Here is a 24,422-nt window from a genome sequence, read left to right on the forward strand (position 1 = left end):
TCAATTTAATTGTTAAAACAAAAATTATTGCGGCCAACTATACAAGACATTTTGATAATAATTGCTTTGTCACTAATGGTCTATTTTAGAGGGCTTATAAATAAAAAATGATTAACAAGGAGAATCTACGGATGACTATTAATTATGATTCAAAGGATTATTTGAAATATGTTGATGCCTATTGGCGGGCTGCCAATTATCTTTCAGTCGGTCAACTTTTCTTGAGAAACAATCCGTTACTTAAAGACGAACTTCAGTCCAAAGACGTTAAGATCAAGCCGATCGGTCATTGGGGAACGGTTGCGCCGCAGAATTTTATTTATGCTCATTTAAATCGAGCAATTTTAAAATACGATTTAAATATGTTTTATATTGAAGGCTCTGGCCATGGTGGCCAGGTGATGGTTTCCAATTCATATTTGGATGGGTCTTATACCGAAACTTATCCAAAAGTAACTCAGGATATTCAAGGAATGCAACGTTTATTCAAGCAATTCTCTTTTCCTGGCGGAATTGCTTCACATGCTGCTCCGGAAACTCCTGGATCGATTCACGAAGGAGGAGAGCTGGGTTATTCGATTTCGCATGGAGTTGGTGCTATTTTGGACAATCCCGATGTGATTGCTGCTGTTGAAATCGGGGATGGTGAATCAGAAACGGGGCCTTTGGCCGCATCGTGGTTTTCCGACAAATTCATTAATCCGATTCATGATGGTGCTGTGTTGCCGATTGTTCAGATTAATGGATTTAAAATTTCCAATCCAACAATTCTTTCTCGCATGAGCGATCGTGATTTGACCAATTATTATCATGGAATGGGTTGGGAGCCTTTGTTCGTTGAAACGGATGGTTCAGATAATTTTAAAGTGCATGCCGAGATGGCCGATGCTGTTGATAAGGCCATTGAAAAAATTAAAGCTATTCAAAAAAACGCCCGTAATAATAATGATGATTCATTGCCAATCTGGCCGATGATTGTATTACGTGCTCCTAAAGGTTGGACAGGTCCAAAAAAAGATTTGGATGGTAATCCGATTGAAAATTCATTTCGGGCACATCAGGTGCCGATTCCAGTCGATGCAAATCATTTGGAACATAAAGATATGCTGATTGATTGGATGAAGTCCTACAAACCGGAAGAATTGTTCAATGAGGATGGCAGCTTAAAAGAAATTGTTAAGGTAAATCAGCCAAAAGGCCAACGGCGAATGGCAATGAACCCAATCACGAATGGTGGAATAAAGCCAAGGACATTGAATATGCCTGATATGGAACGATTTGCTTTTCCGAAAAATAGCTTGAAAAACAATAAAAAACCAGGGATGGACCTTCAGGTTGTTTCAACATTTATTGCCGAAATAATAAAGAAAAATCCTATCAATTTCCGTCAGTTCGGTCCCGATGAAACAATGTCCAATCGTCTCTGGGACGAGTTTAAAGTCACTAATCGTCAGTGGATGCAAGCAGTCCATGAACCAAATGATCAATATATGGCTCATTCTGGTCGTATTCTAGATGCTCAATTGTCTGAACATCAGGCCGAGGGATGGATGGAAGGATACGTTTTGACCGGCCGACACGCTTTCTTTGCGTCCTACGAAGCCTTTACGCGTGTAATTGATTCGATGCTGACTCAATATTATAAGTGGTTGCGAAAAGCGGTCGAGCAAGATTGGCGTCACGATTATCCTTCGTTAAATGTCATTAATGCTTCACATGCTTTTCAACAGGACCATAATGGTTATACTCATCAAGATCCCGGTATGCTCACTCATATGGCTGAAAAAGGTCATGAGTTTGTCAATGAATTCTTGCCAGCCGATGCTAATTCCCTTTTGGCAGTTATGAATAAGTCTCTGCAGGTTAGAAACAAAATTAACATTATTGTCGCTTCCAAACACCCACGAACTCAATGGTTTACGATCGACGAAGCCAAGGAATTGGTTGACAACGGTTTGGGAATTATTCCATGGGCTTCCAACGATGACGGAGTGGAACCGGACGTTGTTTTTGCAGCCGGTGGAACGGAAGCGACTATGGAAAGTTTGGCTGCTATTTCGCTCTTGCATGAAAGCTTCCCTGAATTGAAGTTCCGCTTTATTAATGTAATCGATTTGTTGAAACTGCGCAAAAAAGGGGATAACGATGATTATCGCGGTCTAAGCGATTTGGAATTCGACCATTACTTTACGCGTGAAAAACCAGTAGTCTTTTCCTTCCACGGCTTTGAAAGTTTGGCACGCGACTTGTTCTATGACCGCCACAATCATAATGTTATTTTTCATGGATATCGTGAAAACGGAGACATTACAACTCCGTTCGATATGCGTGTCCTGAATCATCTTGATCGTTTCCACCTTGCCAAAGACGCAATCAACGCAACTAAGTACGCTGATGTGGCTGGCCAATTTGACCAACGAATGGATGATATGTTGGCCAAACATACCGCTTATATTTGCGATCAGGGAACAGACCTGCCTGAAGTAACCTCTTGGCAGTGGCAGGATATTAAATAACTCAGATCGGAGAACAACAAAATGAAAATTTTTGCTTATGGAATTCGCTTGGACGAACAGCCTGTCCTTGAACAATGGGGAAAAGAGCATTCTGAAGTCACGGTTGATTTTACCGATCAATTGTTGACAGACAAGAGTGCTGCAATGGCCAAGGGCTATGATGCAATTAATGTATATCAACAGTTGCCATATTCACGGGCAACTTTTGAAGCTTTATCGAATCAAGGTATTCACATTATGGCAATGCGTAATATTGGTATCGATAATCTTGATTTAAAAGCAGCTAAAGAATTTAATTTTAAAATTTCCAATACGCCGGCTTATTCTCCAAATTCGGTTGCCGAACATGCAGCTATCCAAATGGCTCGCTTGTTCAGGCGGACTCCGGAAATGGATGCCAAGGTTCAAAATTACGATTTACGTTGGGCACCGACAATTGGAAAAGAAATGCGTCAGCAAACAATTGGTATCATTGGAACCGGTAGAATCGGTCGGGTTTTGATTAAAATTCTTCAAGGATTTGGATCAAAAGTAATTGCCTATGATTGTTACCATAATTCGGAAATTGAAAAAGAAGGTCTTTATGTTGATTCTCTTGACGATTTATATCGTTTGTCAGATGGAATATCACTTCATGTTCCGGCTGTCTCGGAAAATTTCCACATGATTAATGATGCCAGCATCGCCAAAATGAAGGACCATGTGATAATTGTCAACGATTCTCGCGGTGAATTGGTTGACACGGATGCTTTGATTAAAGGACTGGATTCTGGTAAAATTTCTGCTTTTGCGACAGATGTTTATGAAAAAGAGGTTGGAATTTTTAATAAGGATTGGAGCAATAAAACTTTTCCTGATTCCAGATTAAAGAATTTGATTGATCGTCCGAATGTTTTACTAACCCCGCATACGGCTTTTTATACGGAAACAGCTGTTTCTGCCATGGTTAATGAATCCTTAAATGCTGACCTGAGCTTTTTAAATGGAAAACAGCCGGCAAGTGCTTTGAAATTTTAAAGAAAAGACTCGAGTTGCATTTTCAATTCAGGTCTTTTTTCGTATATTTATCAAAAATTCGGAAAGGAATTAAAAAAATGAAAGACCCAACTCATATTGTTGCTGTCGGTGCTGTTGTTTTAAACGAAGATCAAGAAATCCTATTGGTTAAAACTTTTTTTAGAGGTTGGGAAATCCCGGGTGGCCAAGTTGAAAATGGTGAAAATTTAATTGATGCTTTAAAGAGGGAAGTAAGAGAGGAAAGTGGGATTGAAATAAGGGTCGACAAACTAATTGGGGTATATTCGAATATCAAAAAAAGTGATCCGCTTGGCAGCAAAAAAAATGTTACTACTAAAGTAATTCTTGACTTTGTTTGCCAAAAAAAATCCGGTAAACTTTCGATTTCAAATGAAACTTCTGTAAGCAGGTGGATCCCTAAAAATAAAGTTCTTGATTTGATTAGTTATCCTATCTATCAAGAACGTTTCCAAAATTATCTTAATTTTAATGGTGAAGTCAATTATTTGGCCTATTTTAACGAACCGAATTTTGCTGTCCAATTCCGGCAAATGATTTAATTTTTTCTATGCAAATCAGGTGAATTGAATATTAATCCGAGTCCTGGTCAAAATGAAAAGTTTATACCTTTTGGTGTAATTTTTAACTGAAAATTATTCAAGATTATATTCTTTTAAATCTGTATTGTTATAAATTTCCTGCAGTGTTTTTTTCTGCTGATAATTATCGATGTCGAGCATACCAAAGAAGAATAGTTCTCTCATTTGAGGGATAAGTTCTTTAAGGATATTACCATTGATTCGCGAATATCGCTGCCTTTTTTCAGCGAAATATTGAACCCAGATGTCAAAGTACATCATTAGAGCTTCATCGGGCATTCTTTTTGGAACAATTTTCGCTTCTCTCAATTTAGCTATAAAACAGCGCCAAAATTTTCTGATATGGTCTTGATAAAAATTATAGACATCATTGTCGCCGTTTTCCCCAGCGAATTCACTAATTATTTCGTCATATTCCAGATTTGATTTTTCTATAATTTTATCGGCGAATAAAATCTTCGTGATATCGCTTGGACTGATATGATCGATTTTTTTAAGTTCTTTTTGACTGTAATTCATTTCTTTTTCAATTTCGTCTTCCAGAAAAATCTTGAAAAGAGTGTGTTTACTTGGAAAATATTTGTATAAAGTTACTTGCGAAACTTTGGCATGTTTGGCAATTTGAGCTATGCTGCTTTCCTTATAACCCGAAGTTTCAAAATTTTTTTTGCTGCCAAAAGAATTTTGCTATGCATATTTTTTTTATTTGTTTCTCTTTTGCTGATCATTTCACTTTTTATTCATACTTTCTTTGCTTTATCAATCAGTATAAAATTTTTTTCATTTTTTTATCATAAAAATGAAATATTAATTATGATTATTTCATTTTTTATTGATTAGAGTCTTTTGCCGGTTCATACTTGTTTTTAGGAGCAAAAATGATGACAAAAGTGCTGCATATTGAACATTTGCAAAAAAATTTTGGTAATTTCAAGGCCTTAAAAGATATTAGTTTTGATGTAAATTCCGGTGAAGTTTTCGCTTTCATTGGTCCTAATGGTGCTGGTAAATCGACTACAATCAGGATCATTCTTGGTTTGCTAAGAAAAACTGCCGGAATTGTCGAAGTTTTTGGTGAAGACGCCTTCAAAAACCGGTTGAAATTCATCGCAAATTGGTTTACGTCCCGGGTGATATTTATTTATGGCCTAATTTAACCGGTGGAGAGACAATCGATTTGTTACTCAAAATGGGTGGTCATCAACATAATAAAAAGACCGATCAGTTAATAGAACGTTTTGAACTAGATACGAGCAGAAAAAATCGTTCCTATTCGAAAGGGAACCGACAAAAAGTTGCTTTAATAGCTGCTTTTTCAGCAGAAGCTGATTTATACATTTTCGACGAACCAACTTCGGGTCTTGACCCTTTACAGGAACTTAATTTTCAAAAATCTGTTTTGGAACTAAAAGAAGCCCATAAAGCAGTGCTGCTAAGTTCGCATATTTTATCCGAGGTCGAGAAAATGGTTGATCGTTTATCGATTATTAGAAAGGGGGAGATTATCGAAACGGGATATCTGACTGATTTACAGCACTTGTCTGCTCTTGATGTTCGAGCCGAGGTTAAATTACCGATAGATGATTTTTCCAAAATCAAGGGTGTTGAGAATTTTCATCAGGACCAGAAAAAAATAACTTTTTCAGTCAATCGCCAAGATCTGCCATTGATTATGGCTCGTTTAAGCAAACTCTCTCCGAGTGATCTTCAAGTAACACAACCGACTCTGGAAGAATTATTCATGCACTTTTATGATTCGACCGGAAAGAAGAATAAAAATGGGAAATAATTTTGCTCAAACTAAACGCCTTACGATTGTAAATTTGAGACGTGATTGGCTTTCTTTATTAATTTGGACAACGTCGATAATCGGGGTATCTCTGTTGGCCGCTTTCAAATTCAATGATCTATATGGCTCTAATTCATCGATTAAAACAATTTTGAAAACTTTAAAACAACCAGCGATGATTTCCTTATTTGGCAGAACACCGAATTTAACGAGTTTCCAAAGCGGTGATTTATTTATTTCCGAAATGTTGGTTTTGACGGGAGTTTTTATTTCGATTGCGGATATTATTTTAGCCGTAAGAACGACTAGATCTCAAGAGGATAAAGGCGTTATCGAGATCATTAGAGGAACGGCGGTTGGACGTTTAAGTCCACTTTTATCAGCGTTCATAGAAATTCTGATTTTTAATTTGCTCCTAATCATACTATTGGCAGTTGGGTTGGAGGCCTGTGGATTGTATGGTATGACAGCAACAATGTGTTGGTTATTTGCTATAGAAACAAACTTACTCGCTTTGGTTTTTGCTGGCTTGGCTTTTTTGATGGCACAGATTTTCGATAATTCTCGCGATGCCAATGCTGTTAGTTTTTTGTTTTTGGGTATTGCTTATCTCTCGCGCATGATTACCGATATTTCAAAAGCAAGCCTGACTTGGTTAAGTCCGATTGGATGGGTTGAACTTGGGAAAATTGGTTACGGCAATGATTTAAAAGTGGTTTGGTTGATGCTTTTGTCAATACTTATTTTATTGTTTTTGGCTATTATTTTTGCTTTGAAACGTGATATCAATTCGGGCTTTCTTCATATTCGAAGTGGCCGCAAAAATGCTAGCCCGTTATTACGAGGACCGATTAGCTTAGGAATTCGTCTAGAACGTAATTTAGGAATTGTTTGGATTATTGCAATTGCTTCGCTTGGCATAATGTATGCTTCAATTTTTTCTGATGTTTCTGATATTTTAAAAAGTAATCCGAATGTCGCCCAGGTTCTTGGAACTAATCAGCTTTCACAACTCGGCAATAAGATCGTTTTACAGTTTATTTCAATGATTTCTATTTTTATGCTTGTCTTATCAACAGTTGCAGGATTACAAATGATTTTTCGTTTGAAAAAAGATATTGATAATGGCTTGGAGGAAATGATTGCTTCGAAACCAATCTCGCGGTTTAGACTCTTAACGAGCTACTTGCTGCCGGCGATCATTGTAACTATTTGTTCTTTTGGATCAAGCATTTATTCAATGATGTTGCTGGGAAATTTGGAATTAAAGGTTCCAATTGAATCGATTAAATTTAATACTTTGTTTTTTGGATCTTTGCCATCAGCAATGCTTTTCCTTTCTTTAGCAGTTTTTCTTATTAATTGTTTCCCAAAAATTTATTCGATTTTATATGTATATGCGGGTTTGTCTTTTGTTGTTCTTTATTTTAAAAATATGTTGAAATTGCCTATTTGGGTTACGAGAATAACTCCTTTTGGTTGGATTAAAGATCTTCCGCTTAAAGATATTAACTGGGAGATTTGGTATTTTGAAGTGCTGCTTGTTTTAATTTTCACTTTTATTGGTTATTTTGAATTCCAGAGACGAGATCTTTCCTGAATGAAATAATTCTTGTTTCCTTTTTTTAGAAAATTATCGTCATTTTTTGTGATCGATTTTACATTAATTTTTCCAATGCCGGATGATTATTGCTCATTTTATGTTTTATAGTAACGAATCGATAATATCTTCTTTTTAGGTCTTGACAGCTAGTGTTACGATAAAAAGATGGGAAGGTAAAGTGATTAAATGTTAGAGAAAACCATTTATCGCCGACTACTTAGTCGAGCATTTGATATTCCAGTTACCGTTACTTATTGGGATGGTAAGACCGAAGCTTATGGGACTGGTAAGCCAAAAATTGGGATTGAAATTAAAAAAGAAATTACAATTAAAAATTTAACGAGTCAGCCAACTCTAACGCTTGGCGAAGCATATATGCGGGGAGATATCGAGATTAACGGTAGCATCCAAGAACTTGTCGCTTCTGCTTATCGCAATGCTGGCAGCTTTTTGACTGATAAAAAATTCGTTAAATTTTTGCCAAAAATGTCTCATTCCGAAGAAGCGGATAAGAAAGACGTTCAAAGTCACTACGATATAGGAAACGATTTTTATCGTTTGTGGCTAGATAAAACGATGACTTATTCCTGTGCTTATTTTGAACATCCTGATGATTCACTGGAAACTGCACAGATGAATAAAGTTCGTCATATTCTTTATAAATTGCATCCGGCGGCTGGCGGCCGACTATTAGATATCGGCAGCGGCTGGGGTACTTTGATTATTACGGCTGCTAAAGAATTTCATTTGAAAACTATTGGTATTACATTGAGCGAGGAGCAATACGAATATACGAAAAAGCAAATTCAGGATAATAATCTCCAAGAACAGGTCGAAGTTCGTTTAATGGATTATCGTGATCTCAAAGACGAACAATTTGATTATGTAACTTCAGTTGGCATGTTCGAGCATGTTGGTAAAGAAAATCTCGGTCTTTACTTTAAGAAAATCAAGGAATTGTTGATGCCAAACGGTCGAGCCCTGATTCATGGAATTACCGGACAGCATCAAGGAGTCGGTGTCGATCCTTTCTTGAATAAATATATTTTTCCTGGCGGATACATTCCAAATATGGCTGAAAATATCGTTCATATTATGGACGCCGGTTTACAGTTGAACGATTTGGAACCGCTGCGTCGTCATTACCAAGCTACTTTGGAACACTGGTATCATAATTATCACAAGGTTTTTGATCAAACTGCGCAACGATATGGAAAAGATTTCGCCCGCATGTGGGATCTTTATTTACAGGGTGCGGCAGCATCATTTGAAGCCGGTAATATTGATGTAATGCAGTTTTTGGTGACAAATGGTCCTAGTGGAATTAAATTGCCAATGACTCGTAATTATATTTATGAACATGAATTAAGTTAATTTTTAATCACAAAAAGCCTATTTCGGGTTTTTTAATTTTAAAAATTTTATTTTTTTTAATTAAAATGAATTACGGATATGATTCAACGGGTTCTGACGTATATTTTTTCATATATTCGATAAATTTTGTTANGGCAGGCTTATGTTGGTTCTCTCTTGGACAAATTAATTCCAGATTGCTATAGATTGGTTGATCCAACGATAACATAACCAGTTGTTTATTCATAAATGGCATTGCCGACTTCTTGAATAAAAACGTGATTTGATCGGAATTCTTGATCATTCCCATAATTGTTTCAATATGAGTTGTTTTAAAGCCTACGTTTAAAGGAATACCCGCGTTATTGTATATCTCGACCATTTTTTCATAAATTCCCGAACCGCTTTCAAGCGAAATTACTTGATAGTTTGCCAGCTCCTCAATGCTTATTCTTTTTTTGTTATTCAAAGAATCATTCGCGGGCAAAACCACTTTTAGTTCATCGCGATCAAGGGTATAGGAATTAAAATGATTATTATCGATCGTTTTTGTTTGAATATCACGAATTATTCCGGCATCAATTTCGCCCGCTTTTAGTACCATCAACAAGTCATTGCCTTCAAGTTCGTTTAAATGAATGTCAATTTGCGGGTAACTTCGTTCGAAAATGTTTATGATTTTTGTCAAACCGTATTGCGACATAACTGGAACTCTGCCAATTTGCAGATTTCCTTTTTTTAGTTCTCGATAAGCCTTGAGTTCTTGTTCAAGTTCATCATAACTTGAGACAATTCTTTGCGCATAGCGATAAAATACTTTTCCGCTTTCGGTTATTAGAATCTGCCGTCTATTTTCAGTACTAATAAATTCGCTGCCAACTTCTTGCTGAATAGCCTGCAAACGTTTTGAGAGTGCTGATTGCGTCATTGAGAGCTCGACCGCAGCGGTTGAAAAACTGTGCAGGCGACAAACCAACATGAACGATTTTAAATCATCAATTGTCATCGTTTATCTCCGATATATTATTCTATCTGATCATAATATTAGTCTAAAGCGGATTTGATCACAACTTCACGATTTTTTATGATTAAAAATGTAAGCGATATCAGGAGGCTTATAAATATGACAGAACAGTTATGGGACTTGAGAAGAGTCCTTGATGAAATTAAAGATGATCCGCAACAATATCATGCGACTGATGTTGAAGTTGATCCGGATGCTGAATTATCTGGCGTCTATCGCTACATTGGTGCTGGTGGAACTGTGGAAAGGCCGACAAAAGAAGGACCGGCGATGGTCTTTAATAACGTTAAAGGTTTTTCCGATGCACGCGTATTGATTGGTTTAATGGCTAGTCGTAAGCGAGTTGGCAAGATGCTGCACCACGATTTTCGAACATTGGGTCAATTTTTAAATGACTCGGTGTCCAAACCGATTGCTCCGGTAGTTGTAGATGAAAATCAGGCTCCGGCCCACGAAGTTGTTTATCGTGCAGAAGATCCTGGCTTTGATATTCGCAAGTTGGTTCCGGCTCCTACGAATACGCCACTCGACGCCGGACCGTATATTTCTTGCGGAGTTGTTTTCGGTTCAAATATGGACAAAACGATGAGTGATGTGACGATTCATCGAATGGTTTTGGAAGATAAGGATAAACTAGGGATCTTCATTCAACCTGGCGGTCGCCATATTGGTCATTTTGCCGAAGAATTTGAAAAAGCTAATAAACCGATGCCAATCACGATCAATATTGGTTTGGATCCAGCTGTTACGATTGGGGTCACTTTTGAGCCACCAACGACACCACTTGGTTATAACGAATTGGGAGTTGCTGGTGCTATTAGAAACCAGGCGGTTCAATTAGTTGATGGTTTAACTGTTGATCAAAAAGCGATTGCTCGGGCAGAATACACTTTGGAAGGCTACATTATGCCTAACGAGCGGATTCAAGAAGATATTAATACTCATACCGGTAAAGCAATGCCGGAATTTCCTGGCTACGATGGGGATGCCAATCCGGCTCTACAGGTTATTAAGGTAACGGCTGTCACACACCGTAAAGATCATCCGATCATGCAAAGTGTAATAGGCCCAAGCGAGGAACATGTCAGCATGGCTGGAATTACTACTGAAGCAAGTATCTTACAGTTGGTAAACCGAGCAATTCCCGGGAAAGTTAAAAATGTTTATAATCCACCGGCAGGTGGTGGAAAATTGATGACGATCATGCAAATCCACAAAGATAACGAGGCCGATGAAGGGATCCAGAGGCAAGCCGCAATTCTGGCCTTCGCAGCCTTTAAGGAACTTAAAACTGTCTTTTTGGTTGATAATGATGTCGATATTTTCGATATGAATGATGTTGTTTGGACGATCAATACCAGGTTCCAAGCAGATCAGGACGTCATGGTATTGTCAGGTATGCGGAACCACCCACTTGATCCATCGGAACGGCCAGCATACGATCCAAAGTCGATTAGAATTAGAGGAATGAGTTCCAAACTTGTGATTGATGGTACTGTACCATTCGATATTCGCGATCAATTTGAACGTGCTCAATTTAAAGAAGTTCCGGATTGGGAAAAATATTTAAAATGAAGCGGAGAAATTATGGCTGTGAAGAAAATAATTGTTGGGGTTAGTGGTGCTTCAGGCACTATTTATGCCGTTGACCTTTTAAAGCAACTTCATGCCATATCCAATGTCGAAGTTCATCTGGTTATGAGCAGTTGGGCCAAGAAGAATCTTTCGTTGGAGAGCGATTATTCTATTGATCAAATCAAAGAACTTGCCAATTATACTTATAATATCCATGATCAGGGAGCAGCGATCGCCAGTGGTTCTTTCTTAAATGACGGTATGGTGATTGTTCCGGCCAGTATGAAGACAGTTGCTGGAATTGCCAGTGGCTTTGGTGACAATTTAATTGCTCGAGCTGCTGATGTAGCTATTAAAGAGCAACGCAAGTTGATCTTAGTTCCTAGAGAGACACCCTTGAGTGTTATTCACTTGGAAAATTTGACTAGATTGGCGCGGCTGGGCGTACAAATCATTCCACCGATTCCTGCCTTTTATGGCCATCCGAAAACGATTCAAGATTTGATCAATCATCAGACGATGAAAATACTTGATGCTTTTTCAATCAACAATAATCTCGATAACCGCTGGGAGGGGGATTGAAGTGCCGGAAAAAACATTTAAATTTACTGTAGCTCAATCTGGTTATTCCTTGGATATGCTTGTTCGACAGATAGGACCGGATCTTTTAATCAGCGTTACAGGAGGAACAAACCCGCATATCGGTGTCGTTACTACTCTGGCTCCCGGCCTTAAAACCCAAACAGTTCGTTTTCTTAGCCCACACGAAGGCTTTCATAAAGAGGATTTGATCACAGAAAGAATTGCTGCGAAAATTAGTCACAGTCTTACAAGAAATTGTGTGATCACGGCTGGCGTGCATGTTAACTACATTACAAAAAAACAGATTGCCGCTGCAGGACCAATGTCGGATAAACTAGGTGAACAATTACTGCTTTGGCTCAAATCACATCCTGAAAATACTTCTAAACCGATTTATAAACATCCAGAATAAAAGAAAATAAAAAACGACAACGATTCTAAATTCTTTTTTACTTATTATCTCCACTATTTGGCAGTTAAAAAAGCAATCGAAAATCAAAATGTCGAAAGAAAAGAAAAAACTTTGAATTATGACTAAAAAAACAATCGGCTTTCTAAGCGGAGTCGTGGTGTTCGTAATCATTGATTTAATCCCATTTAGCGGTTTATCTACAACTGGTCGGCTCGATTTGGCATTGACTTTGATGACTGTTGTTTGGTGGGCAACTCAAATTGCTCAACCCGCTTTTGTTGGTGGGATTTATCTGATGCTCTTAATAATTTTCCAAGTAGCTACTCCTGCCCAAGTGTTTTCAGACGCCTGGACAGGATCAATTATGTGGTTGGTGATTGGAGCCTATTTGATTGCGGGAGCTGTAAAAGATTCTGGGTTAGGGGAACGAATTGCTTACGCCTTTATTGTGCGTTTTGTTCGTTCCTGGAACGGAATTATTATTTCAATTTTCGTGTTGACATTCATCCTATCGCTTTTGATTCCACATCCGTGGCCACGAGCATTCTTGATCATGTCCGTCATAGACGTTGTTGCTTCAAGCGCTCACATGGCGAAGGAGGACCAAGCCAAACTAGGTCTGACGGTTTTCGCAGCTTCTTGTCCTTTGTCAGGAGTGTTCTTAACCGGCGACACGTCACTTAATCCATTAGCGGTCGCGGATTCGGGCGTAAAAGTCAGTTTTATGTCTTACTTTTATTACATGAGTGTTCCGATGATTATAGCAGCTATTATAACTATGCTGTTGATTATGGTTTTATTTCGTCCAACCAAAGAGGTGTCAATTGATGTTGATGCTTTAAGACTGAAGCAAAAAGGGCTTGGTGCTTTTTCCGAGAAGGAAACTCGTACTCTAATTTGGCTGGTAATTGCGATTGCTCTATGGCTAACCAGTGGAATAACCGGAATTGATGTTGGCTGGCTAACGCTGGTTGTCGCGCTGCTAATGAGTCTTCCATTGATCGGCGAAGTATTAACAGCTAAATCGTGGAGTGGTGTACCTGTCAATGTATTGATATTTTTGACATCGGCAATTACGATTGGTGTTGTTGGTAAAGTTACTGGAATGAATAGTTGGATTGCCAAGACGATCTTGCCTTCTTCCTTACCACAAAATCTTTATCTGCTGGCAATCATAATTACGATTGGTGCGATGGTCATTCACATGTTCATGGGTTCGGTCATTGCAGTTATGGGAGTTACAATTCCAGCCTTCTTGGCGGCCACTACCCATATGGGCGTTAACCCCTTGGCGATTTCGCTGTTGGTCTTTTCTGTAGTTAATCTTCACTATATTCTGCCTTTTCACAATATGGCTATATTAGTCGGGAGTGATCCCGACACCGGTGGAGGCTATAATCAAAAACAGGTTATGCGTTTGGGCATACCATTGACGATTGTGATGTTCATCGTGGCAGTTGTTGAAATTTTTTGGTGGAAATTAATTGGTTTTGTATAAGCTATTGTTAAAGATTATATATAAAGCCACTAAGTTAACTTAGTGGCTTTTTTTGTTGGGTTAAAACAGGCCTAGAATTGTAAGTATTATTTTTGGGAATCCAAAAATTGATCATCAAAAAAAGCCTTAATTGGTAATTAAGGCTTTTTTTTATTTAACAACAAGAACATCGCAAGCTGAATTTCTAATTACATAACTGGTGTGCGAACCGACAACCAGTTTTTCCACGGTGTTCAATCCAGTGTTACCAAGAACAATTAGATCGATTCCGTGCTCTTTTGGATATTCATTTGCCAAAACCAATTTAATGTTGCCCACGAGGGCTTCGCCTGTCACTTTCAGACCAGCTTTTTTCGCATCCTCGACATAGGAAACAAGCTTATCTTGAACTTGATGATACTGATCACGATAGAAATCTTCGTTAACACCAAAGGAGGAATCCATTCCTCTGTCTCGATTAACAATCCAAATTAGATGAAGATCGGCTGAAAGCGCGTTTGCCAATCCGCAAGCTACTTTAAAAGCGTTATCCGCTTGGGAAGAACCATCCAAGCCAACTAAAATATTTTTATAAACCATATCAATCAGCTCCCTTATCTTGTGGTTTAAAAGAATTTAACTTGGAATGCTTTTTGGCGTATCCAAAATAAAGAATCATACCAATAGCGAACCAAACGATAAATCTAATCCAGGTTTCCCAATTCAAACCTGCAATCAAAACCAAACAGAAAATAATTGCGATGATTGGAGTAAATGGAACCCCTGGTGCCTTGAAACCTCGATGAACTTCCGGGTGGGAATGACGCATCCAAAGGACACCAGCTGAAACGAGAATAAAGGCAGTTAATGTTCCGATATTAACTAGTTCGGCTAGAATATTCAAGTTTATCAAACCACCGGCAATCGCTGTAATGATACCAAAGAACCAAGTACCTTTAAAGGGAGTTTGGTATTTCATATTAACATCTCCAAAAAACTTTGGAAACAAACCATCGCGCGACATTGAATAACTAATTCTAGATTGTCCATAAAGCTGAACCAGGATGACGGTCGTCATACCCAAAATAGCACCGATACTTACAATGATTGATAACCAAGTCTGCCCGGTTGAATGCAGAACCGCCAAAACCGGTGCATTTAAATATTTTGCAAAAACAGTGAACTTCACAACACCGGTCATAATCAAAGTCATAATGATATATAGAACCGTTGAGATAAATAAGGACAACAAGATCCCACGAGGAAGAGTCTTGCTTGGATTGATTGTTTCTTCAGCACTAGAAGAAACGGAATCAAAACCGATAAACGAGAAAAATACAATTGAAGCCGCTGGAATAATTCCGGCTGCCGTACCGTTATGGAAAGAATACAAACCATAAGGAGAAAAAGGCTGCCAGTTATGTGGCTTAATGAACCAAATTGTGCAGACGATAAAGAGTAGGATGACAGCTAACTTGACAATAACCATCGTATCGTTTACTCTTTTTGTTTGCGTAATACCAATTGAAATAATCCAAGTAATCAATAAAACAATTAAAAAGGCTGGTAAATTAAAATAGCTCGTAACGCCAGCGGTTGTGCCAGCTGCTGCCGTTAAAACGGTCGGAATATGAATTCCCAGATTGCCAAGCAAATTGGCGAAATATCCTGACCAGCCGACAGAGACGGTTGCCGCTCCTAATGCATACTCCAAAATTAAATCCCAACCGATAATAAAAGCAATAATCTCACCAAAAGCGATGTAAGAGTATGTGTAAGCCGAACCGGCCACTGGTGCCATTGAAGCAAATTCAGCGTAACAGAGACCGGCAAAGCCACAGCAGATTGCCGCAACCAGAAATGATACCGAGATTGCCGGTCCAGCTGTTAACGCTCCCTTTCCGGTTAGAACGAAGATTCCGGTACCGATAATTGCTCCGATACCAAGGAAAGTTAAATCCCACGTTCGCAAAGTCCTTTTTAAAGGCGTCGAATGTTTTAAAATCTCACCGACGTCTTTTTTTCTAAAGATATCCATTTAAATTACCTTCTTTCATAAAATTTAATGAACATTCTATTACTAAATGTTGCTTATAGCTAGAACAAAATTAAAAAAATTCATAAAAATGCTCTAATTAGGGGCAAATTACGAACATTAATTAATCAAAACAAATTTTTATTGATTTCTTTTCCACAAATAATGATGAAAAAAATTGTTTTTCGAATTTTTTCTTTGTTTTTAGAAAATGATTGAATTAAAAAAATAATCACCGTGGTATAGTTGAATAGAAAACGGATATATTTTGAGAACGTTTTTTCAGAGAGGGCCTGGTTGATGTGAGGGCCTAATTCCTAATCAAAAGGCTCCCGTTTATTAATTAATTTAAAAAAGAGACACAAACATTGTGTGAAGCCCGGTGGTACCGCGATTTATCGCCCGGGCATTAACATGATGTTTTTTTATTATTCGAGGTAACAATGAAAAAACTTAATTCAGCACAAATTCGTCAGATGTTTCTTGATTTTTTTCAATCCAAAGGACATAAAATCGAACCCAGTCAGTCACTAATCCCTCAAGATGATCCAAGTCTTTTGTGGATTAATTCCGGTGTTGCTACTCTAAAGAAGTACTTTGACGGTTCAGTGATACCAGATAATCCACGGATTACCAATGCGCAAAAATCAATTCGTACCAATGATATTGAAAATGTTGGTCACACGGCCCGGCACCACACTTTTTTTGAAATGCTCGGAAATTTTTCCGTTGGCGATTATTTTAAAAAAGAAGCAATTCCTTGGGCTTGGGAATTATTGACAAGTCCAGAATGGTATGGGATCGAACCGGAAAAACTTTTTATAACCTACTATCCCCGAGATACCGAGACCAAAGAACTTTGGGAATCACAAGCAGATTTTGTTGCTGGCCATACGATTCCTCAAGACGATAACTTTTGGGACATTGGGGAAGGCCCTTCCGGTCCCGACACAGAAGTTTTTTTTGATCGTGGACCCAAATTTCAAAATTTGCCTGATAATGATCCCGAAATGTATCCGGGTGGTGAAAATGAACGTTATCTTGAAATTTGGAATATCGTTTTTTCTCAATTCAATCATTTACCCGGTTTGACAGATAATTCCAAGTATCCAGAGTTGCCACATAAAAATATTGATACTGGAATGGGACTTGAACGAGTAGTCTCAATCTTTGAAAATGCACCAACTAATTTTGAAACAGATCTATTTTTGCCAATTATACGCAAAGTAGAGCAGTTGTCCGGAAAAAGATATGGAAAGATTAAAGATGAAGACGTCAGTTTCAAGGTAATTGCTGATCACATTCGTGCAGTGACTTTTGCAATTTCCGATGGCGCTCTGCCGGGAAATACCGGTCGTGGTTATGTGATTCGCCGTCTGTTGCGTCGGGCAGTTATGCATGGACGCAAATTGGGAATCGAAAAACCGTTTTTGACTCAATTAGTTCCAATCGTTGGGAAAATAATGGAAGCATATTATCCGGAAATTCTTGAAAACGAGGACAAAATTATTCCAGTAATTCAGAGCGAAGAAGGAAGATTCAATAAAACCCTGACAGCCGGCTTGAATTTACTCGACGATCTGATTGAAAAAGCTCATAAAGATAATGCAACTCAGATTTCTGGGAAAGATGCTTTCAAACTTTTCGATACTTATGGATTTCCCCTTGAATTAACTGAAGAACAGGCTGCCGATGCCGGCTTGACTGTTGATACAACTTCGTTTGATAAAGAAATGAAGGATCAGCAAAATAGAGCTCGTACAGCTCAAGGGAAACTGAAAACTTTTGGTTTTCAGGATGAAGCTTTGATGAGCTTAAAGGTTCCATCGGTCTATGTTGGTTGGAAGCAAAGCAGTGTCGATGATGCAAAAATTGCAGCTATTATAGTAGATGATCAACAGGTTGATGATGCCAAAGCCGGTCAAAAAGCTTTGTTGATTTTTGATAAAACACCTTTTTATGCTGAGATGGGTGGCCAAGTGGCTGATCAGGGAACTGTACAAGCAGCGAATGGAAAAGTGTTGGCACAGGTAACAGATGTCCAAAACGCTCCCAATAAACAACATATTCATACTGCTAAACTTATTTCCGATCTTAAAATTGGTCAAAAAGTAAACCTTCGTCTTGACATGCATCGCCACGTTGCTGTCTCGAAAAATCATACGGCGACGCATTTGTTGGATCAGGCTTTGCGTAATGTTATTGCTGGCAATATTCATCAAGCCGGATCTTTGGTCGAACCAGATTATTTACGTTTTGATTTCACACATCAAGGACCGGTTCCAACAGAAACCTTGGATCGAATCGAAGATCTGGTTAATCAGAAAATAGCAGATGCTTTGCCGGTTTCTTGGATCGAAACTGATATTGAATCAGCGAAAAAGCTTGGGGCCGTGGCTGTCTTTGGCGAAAAATATGGAAAAAAAGTTCGAGTTGTTTCTATTGGCGACTTCAACAAAGAGTTTGATGGAGGAACGCACGCTAAGAATACCAGCGAACTCGGTTTATTTAAAATTGTCAGCGAGTCCGGCATTGGAGCGGGAACTCGTCGAATCGAAGCTGTCACTGGTCAATCTGCTTTTAAAATGTTAAAAAACCATGAAAAACTACTAAAAAAAGCAGCCGAATTTTTAAGTGCGCAAAAATTAGCGGATGTTCCCGATAAAATTGTTGATTTACAAAATAATTTAAAAAATGTCCAAAAGCAGGTAGAATCTTTGTCTGATAAAGCAGCTAATGTTGCTGCCGACAAAATTTTCGAAAAAACTCTTCAAGCTGGAAAATATAGTTATATAGCTGCTCAAATTGATAATCAAACAGTTGACGGTCTGAGAAAAATTGTCGATGAATGGCGGCAAAGGGCAGTCTCTGATCTAATAATTATTGCTACAAACAATAATGGTAAAGCCCTATTGGTTGCTGCTTCTGCAAAACCGAACGAAGTTAAGGCTGGTAATGTTGTTAAAGCGATTTCTCCCAAAATTCAAGGCGGTGGTGGTGGTCGTCCGGATTTTGCTCAGGCTGGTGGTAAAAATCCGGCTGGTATTGCTAATGCTTTGGCAAGTGTTTCCGAATACTTGGAAAGTCTTGATCAACGATAGGGTAGAATATAGTGGATGGCAGAATTTGAAGATACAACTGTATTTAATTTTGGTTCGCAAAAACCGGAAAACGTTCGTTCGATGCTTAAGCTGGTGTATGAGGCTTTGGAGGAAAAAGGTTATAATCCGATTAATCAAATTGTTGGTTATTTAATTTCTGGAGACCCGGCCTATATCCCGCGGCTCAATGATGCGCGTAACTTGATTCGTCGTTTTGAACGTGATGAAATTGTCGAGGAACTTGTCAAAGATTATCTTTCGGATCATAAAACGGATCAGAAGAAATGAGGCTGCTGGGCTTGGATGTCGGTTCAAAAACCGTTGGGGTTGCTCAGTCGGATCCTTTGGGTTGGACCGCTAGTTCAATCGAAATTATTCGTATCAATGAGGCACAGGGCGAATTTGGTCTAGACCGACTTGGGCAAATTATTTCCGAAAAAAAAGTAAGCGGAATTGTTATCGGCTTACCGAAAAATATGAATAATACCGAAGGCCCGCGAGTCGAAGCTTCGCGGAATTATGGAAAAATGGTGTCTGAACGATTCGGCCTCCCGATTGATTATCAAGATGAGCGTTTGACTAGTGTCGAAGCCAATCGGATGTTGATAGAAGAGGCAGATTTGTCACGTGCAAAGCGAAAAAAGGTTATTGATAGTCTGGCAGCTCAGTTAATATTGCAAAACTACCTCGACAAAAAAGGAAGACTTACAAATGGCTAACAAAGATCAGCAGGATAACGATAAATATGTAACCTTAACGGATGAAAAGGGCAATGAATCTTTATACGAAATCTTGTTCACTTTTCATTCTGACGAATATAAAAAAGATTATATTTTATTCACTCCGGCCGGCAGTGATCGAATTACTGTTGAGGACCCAGACCAGGAAGTCGAGATTCAGGCTTTTAGTTTTGATCCGACTTCCGGAGATTCGGAAACTGATTCCGACCTTTATCCAATTGAAAATGATGATGAGTGGAATATGGTCTCAGAAGTCCTGAATACTTTTGTCGAAGACGATTCTTTGCGAACTGATGATAAAAATGATGAAGACTAATTGTTTTAGTCTTCATCAAGTCCTTTAGTATACAAAACATTGAAACTAGAATAAAAATTACTGATCAATTTCATAAGCAGTTGTGAACTGGTGAAATGTTGATAGGAAATTGCATCATTGAATTCCGCTTTTAAGACGTAGCGGTGGAGATCTTTGTTCTCTTGTAACCAAACAACTCCCGAGGCGCCGTATTGACTTAACTTATTTTGATTTAGAGTTAGGGTTTTTTCGGCGATTTCGGCTTGTTTATCTTCGCCAACGAAATAATAAAAAGCAATTAAATGTGTGTCCTGACGAGTATCGGTAATTATGTGTTTCACATTCAATTCAATTGATTCGGAACTTCCTTTTAAGAGTTCTTGGGAAAGAATGCCAAATTGCGATTGACCGGGTTTTGAAATCAATTGCAAATTATTCTCTTCATTTTGATCAGACAATTTCAAAAGATAATCTTTACTTCCTAGGGTCAAATATAGTTTATTCATAATTAAATTTTAACGCTATAATTTGCAGTTAAACGGATTGATATAATAGAGATAATGAAATTAGAAAAAATTGATGCGAATACGTTACATATCATGCTGACGAAAGCTGATCTTGATGATCGCCACGTCTCAATGATGGATTTGATGTCCGATCGTAGTGAAGTCGAAAGTTTTTTCTATTCAATTTTGGACGAAGCGGATGCCGATCATTCCTTTAGTAACGACGATCAGGTTACTTTCCAAATTCTCCCGACTGGACAACATGGAGTCGAACTTTTCATTTCGAAAATTGTTGATGATCCGAATGTTTCAGTTGATGAAAGTGGCAAGGCAGTCTTCTCGCTAAAAAACGAACAAGTTGATCCGACAATTGTTAAATTGCTGCGGGGATATGATGATCCAGCTCATTCAAAAAAAACAACTGTTTTAAGTAGGGGCAAACAAATCCTACAGGCAAAGAGAAAGCATCCGCATGGTGTTTTGAATAATTGGTATTTATTTACTGATTTTGATGAGTTTTTAACTGTTGTTAATCAAATCGACTCTCGGCAGCTTGTTTCTGATCTTTATGAAATTCAAACAGCTGATAAAAATTCTTCCGTTCATCGTTCCTTTCTGCTTCATCTACTTTCAAGGACGAAAAAGGCTGAAGCGATTCAATTGTTAATGAGCGATTTTGGTCTGCGGGTTGATGGTAGTCAAATCGAAGCAAGTGACTTAAAGAAACCAATTTTCTTGAATAGCGCTCTCGAGTTATCAAAAAAATTTTTTAAAAATTGATTTTTTTGCGTAATAAGTATTAGATATGCTTGTTGCCAAGGATTGCCATAATGTATTAGTTGAAGCTGGTCGCGCTCGTCGTGGCGAGTTTTTTTATTGCCCGTTTTGTAAAAAAAGACTGCTTCTTTGTCATGGAGAAATCAGAATTCCTTATTTTGCTCATTCAGCCAGGGATAATTGCAACAGTTTTTCAGAAAATGAAAGTGAAATTCATTTGCTGGCAAAGCAAAAAATAAAAGAGGCTACTGAAAGACTCGGCTACCGAGCTGAATTGGAAAAAGTTTTGCCCTTGATTTCTCAAAGAGCTGATTTAATAATCAGCGATTCGGCTGGGAAGGAACTGGCAATCAAGTTTCAGCAAAGTCCTATTAGTATTCCTCGACTTAGAGAAAGAAATCAGGGTTATAAGTCTATTGGCTTATCGGTTATCTGGTTTTTGGGTCCAAATTATTCTTTTACAAATCCTAGTCAGAGGACTGTATTTAAATTTGCTGATCAAGAGACGAAAGTCTATTACTATGATCAAAACAAGCATGAAATTATAATTTTGACTGCGCTTTTCAAAAGAGATTATTATAAATTCGAACCGGTAGTTCATAGAGTTCCGTTTAATAGTTTTATTAAGAATTTTTTTCTGAAGCAGTCTTTGACTGAACAATCAGAGGAAATTTTAATCAATAAAAAGATTTTATTTAAACAGGCGAATGCTTTACAAAAAGATTTGCTCTTAAAACGTGTTCCGACTGAAATTTGTCGGTTGGTATACAAACATCGACATATTAACGTTGCCTGCGGACCCTGGATAATTCATCAGGGAACTCAAGCCGGTTTGAAAACCACAAATTGGCACTGGCGTTTGATGATTATTTTGGAATTAGAGGAATTTGACCAAGACAATCTTTGTCCAGTCAGTTATTTATCAAAAAAATTTACTTCCGATAAATATTTCTATGAAAGATCAATTGAAAGCCAATTTGCCAAACATGCCTTTCTAAAATTATTGCAGGAATTGGTTGAAAAGGGAATTATTGATCTTAAACTTTCGTATGTTTTGGTTAAGAAATTACCAATATGGTTTGAGAATTATCAACAGAAACTATTCTTCTTGCGTTAAAATGGTTTCAATTACGGAGGGTCTATGACAGAAAGCAAAAAACAGATAACTCGGGCTGAAGTTGAAAAAAATCCGGCTCAAACATGGGATCTTAGCAAAATTTTTAAGACGGACGATGATTGGGAAAAAGCTTTTCAAAGTTCGGAAACGAAAATCAAAGGCGTTTCTCAATTGGCCGCTACAGTGAAAGATGCAAAGAGTCTTTTACATGCCATTAAATCAATTTTGGATATGTACAGGCTGGTCGAGACAGTGTATGTTTATGCTTCAAGGAAATCCGATCAGGATACCAGCAATAATAAATATGCAGCTTTTAACGCAAGAGTTGGAAGCTTAGCGGCCCAGGCTGAGTCGGCGAGTTCTTTTTTGACTCCGGCTATCATCGCTTTTACTCCGGATGAATTGGCTTCCTTTTATCAGGATGAACCTGAATTGGAAGATTACCGTCATATGATTGATTCATACGCTCGCAATCGTGATCATACTTTGACTCCTGCTGAAGAAAAGTTGCTGGCCGCTGCAGGAGATGTTTTATCGAATAGCTCACAAATCTTTAGTGTTTTGAATGATTCTGATTTGAAATATGACGATGTGGTTGACGAGACAGGCGAGAAAGTTGAATTGACCCAAGGCCTTTATTCAAGGATGCTCGAGTCCGATAATCGCCAGATTAGAAAGACTGCTTTTACAACCCTTTATAAGGCCTATGACAAATTAAAGAATACTTTTGCGTCAACTTTATACGGACAAATGAAATCTGATAATTTTTTGGCTCTTGCCCACAAATTCAAGAGTGATTTGGAAGCAGAAACTTTCAGTCATAATATTCCAGAGACGGTTTTCAATACTTTAATTACAACAACCGATCAACATTTGAATTTGCTTCATAGATATGTAAGCCTGCGAAAAAAACTGCTTGGTCTTTCTGAATTACATAGTTATGACCTCTACACACCCCTTACCGGCAAAGTCGATTTCCCGGTTGATTTTGAAGGAGCCAAAGCGATTGTCTTAGAAGCTTTGAAACCATTGGGTGACGAATATCTTAATGGAATTCAACGCGAATTCGACGAACGCTGGATTGATGTGCCGGAAAATGCTGGTAAACGTTCCGGCGCATATTCAGATGGAGCTTATGATACTGTTCCTTATATCTTGTTAAATTGGCAAGATACGCTCGATAATGTCTTCACTCTGGTTCACGAATCAGGTCATTCACAGCATTCGTTATTGACTAGAAGCAATCAACCTTATCAATATGGAGATTATCCGATTTTTTTGGCAGAGATTGCTTCTACAACCAATGAAATGTTATTGACCGATTATTTGTTAAAAACTCAAAGCGATCCAAAAATTAGGGCTTATGTGTTAAATCATTATCTTGATGGTTTCAAAGGAACCGTTTTCCGTCAAACCCAATTCGCTGAATTCGAGGATTGGATGCATAAAGAAGCACAAAAAGGCAATGTCCTGACAGCGGAAACCTTATCGAAGTTTTATGGTGATTTAAATAAAAAATTCTATGGCGATTCCCTGACTTTTGATTCTCAAATCGCGCTCGAATGGGCTAGGATACCACATTTCTATTACAATTATTATGTTTACCAATATGCAACCGGAGAGTCGGCCGCAACCACTTTGTCACAGGGCATTATTGAAGATCCGAAGAGAAATGTGCCATTGTATCTTTCTTATTTATCAGCTGGTTCTTCTGATTATCCTCTGAATATTATCAAAAAAGCCGGTGTCGATATGGAGAAACCCGATTATCTGAATAAAGCTTTTGATGTTTTTGAAAAACGTTTGAATGAATTCGAGGAACTTGTTACAAACTAAAAGGAAATTAATTTCATAATTTTTGAATTAGCCGAACTTTGTTCAGCTTTTTTAAAAAATAACTTATC

The 24,422-nt window shown here is 38.0% G+C and carries 21 protein-coding genes and 1 pseudogene; 17 read left to right on the forward strand and 5 right to left on the reverse strand.

Features of this window, described 5'->3' with window-relative positions; genetic code table 11:
* Positions 1-131 precede the first annotated feature (131 nt).
* From A3G9_RS0101830 to A3G9_RS0101840, 3 genes are all read left to right on the forward strand, one after another.
* Positions 132-2,516, forward strand: a complete 2,385-nt coding sequence (locus A3G9_RS0101830) for a phosphoketolase family protein (RefSeq protein ID WP_002819025.1) — start codon at positions 132-134, stop codon at positions 2,514-2,516.
* A gap of 21 nt (positions 2,517-2,537) precedes the next feature.
* Positions 2,538-3,533, forward strand: a complete 996-nt coding sequence (locus tag A3G9_RS0101835) for a D-2-hydroxyacid dehydrogenase (RefSeq protein WP_002817680.1) — start codon at positions 2,538-2,540, stop codon at positions 3,531-3,533.
* A gap of 77 nt (positions 3,534-3,610) precedes the next feature.
* A complete protein-coding gene (locus A3G9_RS0101840) occupies positions 3,611-4,093 on the forward strand; it encodes an NUDIX hydrolase (RefSeq protein WP_002819024.1) in 483 nt (160 codons plus the stop codon).
* Positions 4,094-4,186: 93 nt separating this feature from the next.
* On the opposite strand, the gene A3G9_RS0101845 is transcribed toward A3G9_RS0101840, so the two are convergent.
* Complete coding sequence (locus A3G9_RS0101845; RefSeq protein ID WP_002819023.1) at positions 4,187-4,651, reverse strand: hypothetical protein; 465 nt, start codon at positions 4,649-4,651, stop codon at positions 4,187-4,189.
* Positions 4,652-5,010: 359 nt separating this feature from the next.
* Between A3G9_RS0101845 and A3G9_RS0101860 the strand changes: the two are divergent.
* From A3G9_RS0101860 to A3G9_RS0101870, 3 genes and pseudogenes are all read left to right on the forward strand, one after another.
* A pseudogene (locus A3G9_RS0101860) lies at positions 5,011-5,921 on the forward strand (ABC transporter ATP-binding protein).
* Positions 5,911-7,521 carry an ABC transporter permease gene (locus tag A3G9_RS0101865; RefSeq protein ID WP_002821371.1) on the forward strand — a complete coding sequence of 537 codons (1,611 nt, stop codon included), beginning with the start codon at positions 5,911-5,913 and terminating at the stop codon, positions 7,519-7,521. Before A3G9_RS0101860 ends, A3G9_RS0101865 begins: the two are co-directional and overlap by 11 nt.
* Positions 7,522-7,710: 189 nt before the next feature.
* The gene (locus A3G9_RS0101870) at positions 7,711-8,898 is read left to right on the forward strand and encodes an SAM-dependent methyltransferase (protein WP_002821370.1); all 1,188 of its coding nucleotides are present in this window, start codon (positions 7,711-7,713) and stop codon (positions 8,896-8,898) included.
* Positions 8,899-8,968: 70 nt separating this feature from the next.
* Here A3G9_RS0101870 and A3G9_RS0101875 read toward each other — a convergent pair whose 3' ends face one another.
* Entirely contained in the window at positions 8,969-9,883 is a 915-nt protein-coding gene (locus A3G9_RS0101875; RefSeq protein ID WP_018025213.1) for a LysR family transcriptional regulator, read from the reverse strand.
* 117 nt (positions 9,884-10,000) lie between these two features.
* On the opposite strand from A3G9_RS0101875, the gene A3G9_RS0101880 reads away from it, so the two are divergent.
* The 4 genes from A3G9_RS0101880 to A3G9_RS0101895 all read left to right on the forward strand — a co-directional run bounded on the left by A3G9_RS0101880 (position 10,001) and on the right by A3G9_RS0101895 (position 13,968).
* A complete protein-coding gene (locus A3G9_RS0101880; protein WP_002821369.1) occupies positions 10,001-11,476 on the forward strand; it encodes a UbiD family decarboxylase in 1,476 nt (491 codons plus the stop codon).
* A gap of 12 nt (positions 11,477-11,488) precedes the next feature.
* Complete coding sequence (locus tag A3G9_RS0101885) at positions 11,489-12,058, forward strand: UbiX family flavin prenyltransferase (protein WP_002819013.1); 570 nt, start codon at positions 11,489-11,491, stop codon at positions 12,056-12,058.
* A gap of 1 nt (position 12,059) precedes the next feature.
* Positions 12,060-12,470 carry a prenylated flavin chaperone LpdD gene (lpdD, locus tag A3G9_RS0101890; RefSeq protein ID WP_002821368.1) on the forward strand — a complete coding sequence of 137 codons (411 nt, stop codon included), beginning with the start codon at positions 12,060-12,062 and terminating at the stop codon, positions 12,468-12,470.
* A 118-nt stretch (positions 12,471-12,588) separates the two neighbouring features.
* Positions 12,589-13,968: an SLC13 family permease gene (locus tag A3G9_RS0101895; protein WP_002819011.1), complete on the forward strand. Its 1,380-nt coding sequence runs from the start codon at positions 12,589-12,591 to the stop codon at positions 13,966-13,968.
* Between the two features lie 150 nt (positions 13,969-14,118).
* Here A3G9_RS0101895 and A3G9_RS0101900 read toward each other — a convergent pair whose 3' ends face one another.
* Together A3G9_RS0101900 and A3G9_RS0101905 are read right to left on the reverse strand one after the other, a co-directional pair.
* The gene (locus tag A3G9_RS0101900; protein ID WP_002817671.1) at positions 14,119-14,547 is read right to left on the reverse strand and encodes a universal stress protein; all 429 of its coding nucleotides are present in this window, start codon (positions 14,545-14,547) and stop codon (positions 14,119-14,121) included.
* A 1-nt stretch (position 14,548) separates the two neighbouring features.
* Positions 14,549-15,985, reverse strand: a complete 1,437-nt coding sequence (locus tag A3G9_RS0101905) for an amino acid permease (RefSeq protein ID WP_002820395.1) — start codon at positions 15,983-15,985, stop codon at positions 14,549-14,551.
* 440 nt (positions 15,986-16,425) lie between these two features.
* Between A3G9_RS0101905 and alaS the strand changes: the two genes are divergently transcribed.
* Genes alaS through A3G9_RS0101925 form a run of 4 tightly spaced genes read left to right on the forward strand, consistent with a single transcriptional unit; the run spans position 16,426 to position 20,139 of the window.
* Entirely contained in the window at positions 16,426-19,083 is a 2,658-nt protein-coding gene (alaS, locus tag A3G9_RS0101910) for an alanine--tRNA ligase (protein ID WP_002821367.1), read from the forward strand.
* A gap of 15 nt (positions 19,084-19,098) precedes the next feature.
* A complete protein-coding gene (locus A3G9_RS0101915) occupies positions 19,099-19,371 on the forward strand; it encodes an IreB family regulatory phosphoprotein (RefSeq protein ID WP_002817669.1) in 273 nt (90 codons plus the stop codon).
* On the forward strand, positions 19,368-19,802 hold the full coding sequence (gene ruvX / locus A3G9_RS0101920; RefSeq protein WP_002817668.1) for a Holliday junction resolvase RuvX: 435 nt from the start codon (positions 19,368-19,370) through the stop codon (positions 19,800-19,802). The genes A3G9_RS0101915 and ruvX overlap by 4 nt, the downstream gene beginning before the upstream one ends.
* Positions 19,795-20,139 (forward strand): DUF1292 domain-containing protein, encoded by a 345-nt coding sequence (locus A3G9_RS0101925; RefSeq protein ID WP_002820394.1) that lies wholly within the window; start codon positions 19,795-19,797, stop codon positions 20,137-20,139. The genes ruvX and A3G9_RS0101925 overlap by 8 nt, the downstream gene beginning before the upstream one ends.
* A gap of 5 nt (positions 20,140-20,144) precedes the next feature.
* Here A3G9_RS0101925 and A3G9_RS0101930 read toward each other — a convergent pair whose 3' ends face one another.
* Positions 20,145-20,624: a hypothetical protein gene (locus A3G9_RS0101930; RefSeq protein WP_002819007.1), complete on the reverse strand. Its 480-nt coding sequence runs from the start codon at positions 20,622-20,624 to the stop codon at positions 20,145-20,147.
* 54 nt (positions 20,625-20,678) lie between these two features.
* Between A3G9_RS0101930 and A3G9_RS0101935 the strand changes: the two genes are divergently transcribed.
* Genes A3G9_RS0101935 through pepF form a run of 3 tightly spaced genes read left to right on the forward strand, consistent with a single transcriptional unit; the run spans position 20,679 to position 24,354 of the window.
* Positions 20,679-21,404, forward strand: a complete 726-nt coding sequence (locus A3G9_RS0101935; RefSeq protein ID WP_002817665.1) for an adaptor protein MecA — start codon at positions 20,679-20,681, stop codon at positions 21,402-21,404.
* A 25-nt stretch (positions 21,405-21,429) separates the two neighbouring features.
* Complete coding sequence (locus tag A3G9_RS0101940; RefSeq protein ID WP_002819006.1) at positions 21,430-22,518, forward strand: competence protein CoiA; 1,089 nt, start codon at positions 21,430-21,432, stop codon at positions 22,516-22,518.
* Positions 22,519-22,542: 24 nt separating this feature from the next.
* On the forward strand, positions 22,543-24,354 hold the full coding sequence (gene pepF / locus A3G9_RS0101945) for an oligoendopeptidase F (RefSeq protein ID WP_002821366.1): 1,812 nt from the start codon (positions 22,543-22,545) through the stop codon (positions 24,352-24,354).
* Positions 24,355-24,422 lie beyond the last annotated feature (68 nt).

Origin of the sequence: Oenococcus oeni DSM 20252 = AWRIB129 (genome assembly GCF_000372485.1) — a bacterium.
GTDB lineage: Bacteria > Bacillota > Bacilli > Lactobacillales > Lactobacillaceae > Oenococcus > Oenococcus oeni.

Coding starts and splice junctions, on each gene's coding strand:
- pepF (WP_002821366.1), top strand. CDS start 22,543: ATGACAGAAAGCAAAAAACAGATAACTCGGGCTGAAGTTGAAAAAAAT.
- alaS (WP_002821367.1), top strand. CDS start 16,426: ATGAAAAAACTTAATTCAGCACAAATTCGTCAGATGTTTCTTGATTTT.
- A3G9_RS0101835 (WP_002817680.1), top strand. CDS start 2,538: ATGAAAATTTTTGCTTATGGAATTCGCTTGGACGAACAGCCTGTCCTT.
- A3G9_RS0101895 (WP_002819011.1), top strand. CDS start 12,589: ATGACTAAAAAAACAATCGGCTTTCTAAGCGGAGTCGTGGTGTTCGTA.
- A3G9_RS0101840 (WP_002819024.1), top strand. CDS start 3,611: ATGAAAGACCCAACTCATATTGTTGCTGTCGGTGCTGTTGTTTTAAAC.
- A3G9_RS0101925 (WP_002820394.1), top strand. CDS start 19,795: ATGGCTAACAAAGATCAGCAGGATAACGATAAATATGTAACCTTAACG.
- A3G9_RS0101940 (WP_002819006.1), top strand. CDS start 21,430: ATGCTTGTTGCCAAGGATTGCCATAATGTATTAGTTGAAGCTGGTCGC.
- A3G9_RS0101830 (WP_002819025.1), top strand. CDS start 132: ATGACTATTAATTATGATTCAAAGGATTATTTGAAATATGTTGATGCC.
- A3G9_RS0101870 (WP_002821370.1), top strand. CDS start 7,711: ATGTTAGAGAAAACCATTTATCGCCGACTACTTAGTCGAGCATTTGAT.
- A3G9_RS0101905 (WP_002820395.1), bottom strand. CDS start 15,985: ATGGATATCTTTAGAAAAAAAGACGTCGGTGAGATTTTAAAACATTCG.
- A3G9_RS0101900 (WP_002817671.1), bottom strand. CDS start 14,547: ATGGTTTATAAAAATATTTTAGTTGGCTTGGATGGTTCTTCCCAAGCG.
- A3G9_RS0101845 (WP_002819023.1), bottom strand. CDS start 4,651: ATGAATTACAGTCAAAAAGAACTTAAAAAAATCGATCATATCAGTCCA.
- A3G9_RS0101865 (WP_002821371.1), top strand. CDS start 5,911: ATGGGAAATAATTTTGCTCAAACTAAACGCCTTACGATTGTAAATTTG.
- A3G9_RS0101885 (WP_002819013.1), top strand. CDS start 11,489: ATGGCTGTGAAGAAAATAATTGTTGGGGTTAGTGGTGCTTCAGGCACT.
- A3G9_RS0101930 (WP_002819007.1), bottom strand. CDS start 20,624: ATGAATAAACTATATTTGACCCTAGGAAGTAAAGATTATCTTTTGAAA.
- ruvX (WP_002817668.1), top strand. CDS start 19,368: ATGAGGCTGCTGGGCTTGGATGTCGGTTCAAAAACCGTTGGGGTTGCT.
- A3G9_RS0101935 (WP_002817665.1), top strand. CDS start 20,679: ATGAAATTAGAAAAAATTGATGCGAATACGTTACATATCATGCTGACG.
- A3G9_RS0101915 (WP_002817669.1), top strand. CDS start 19,099: ATGGCAGAATTTGAAGATACAACTGTATTTAATTTTGGTTCGCAAAAA.
- A3G9_RS0101880 (WP_002821369.1), top strand. CDS start 10,001: ATGACAGAACAGTTATGGGACTTGAGAAGAGTCCTTGATGAAATTAAA.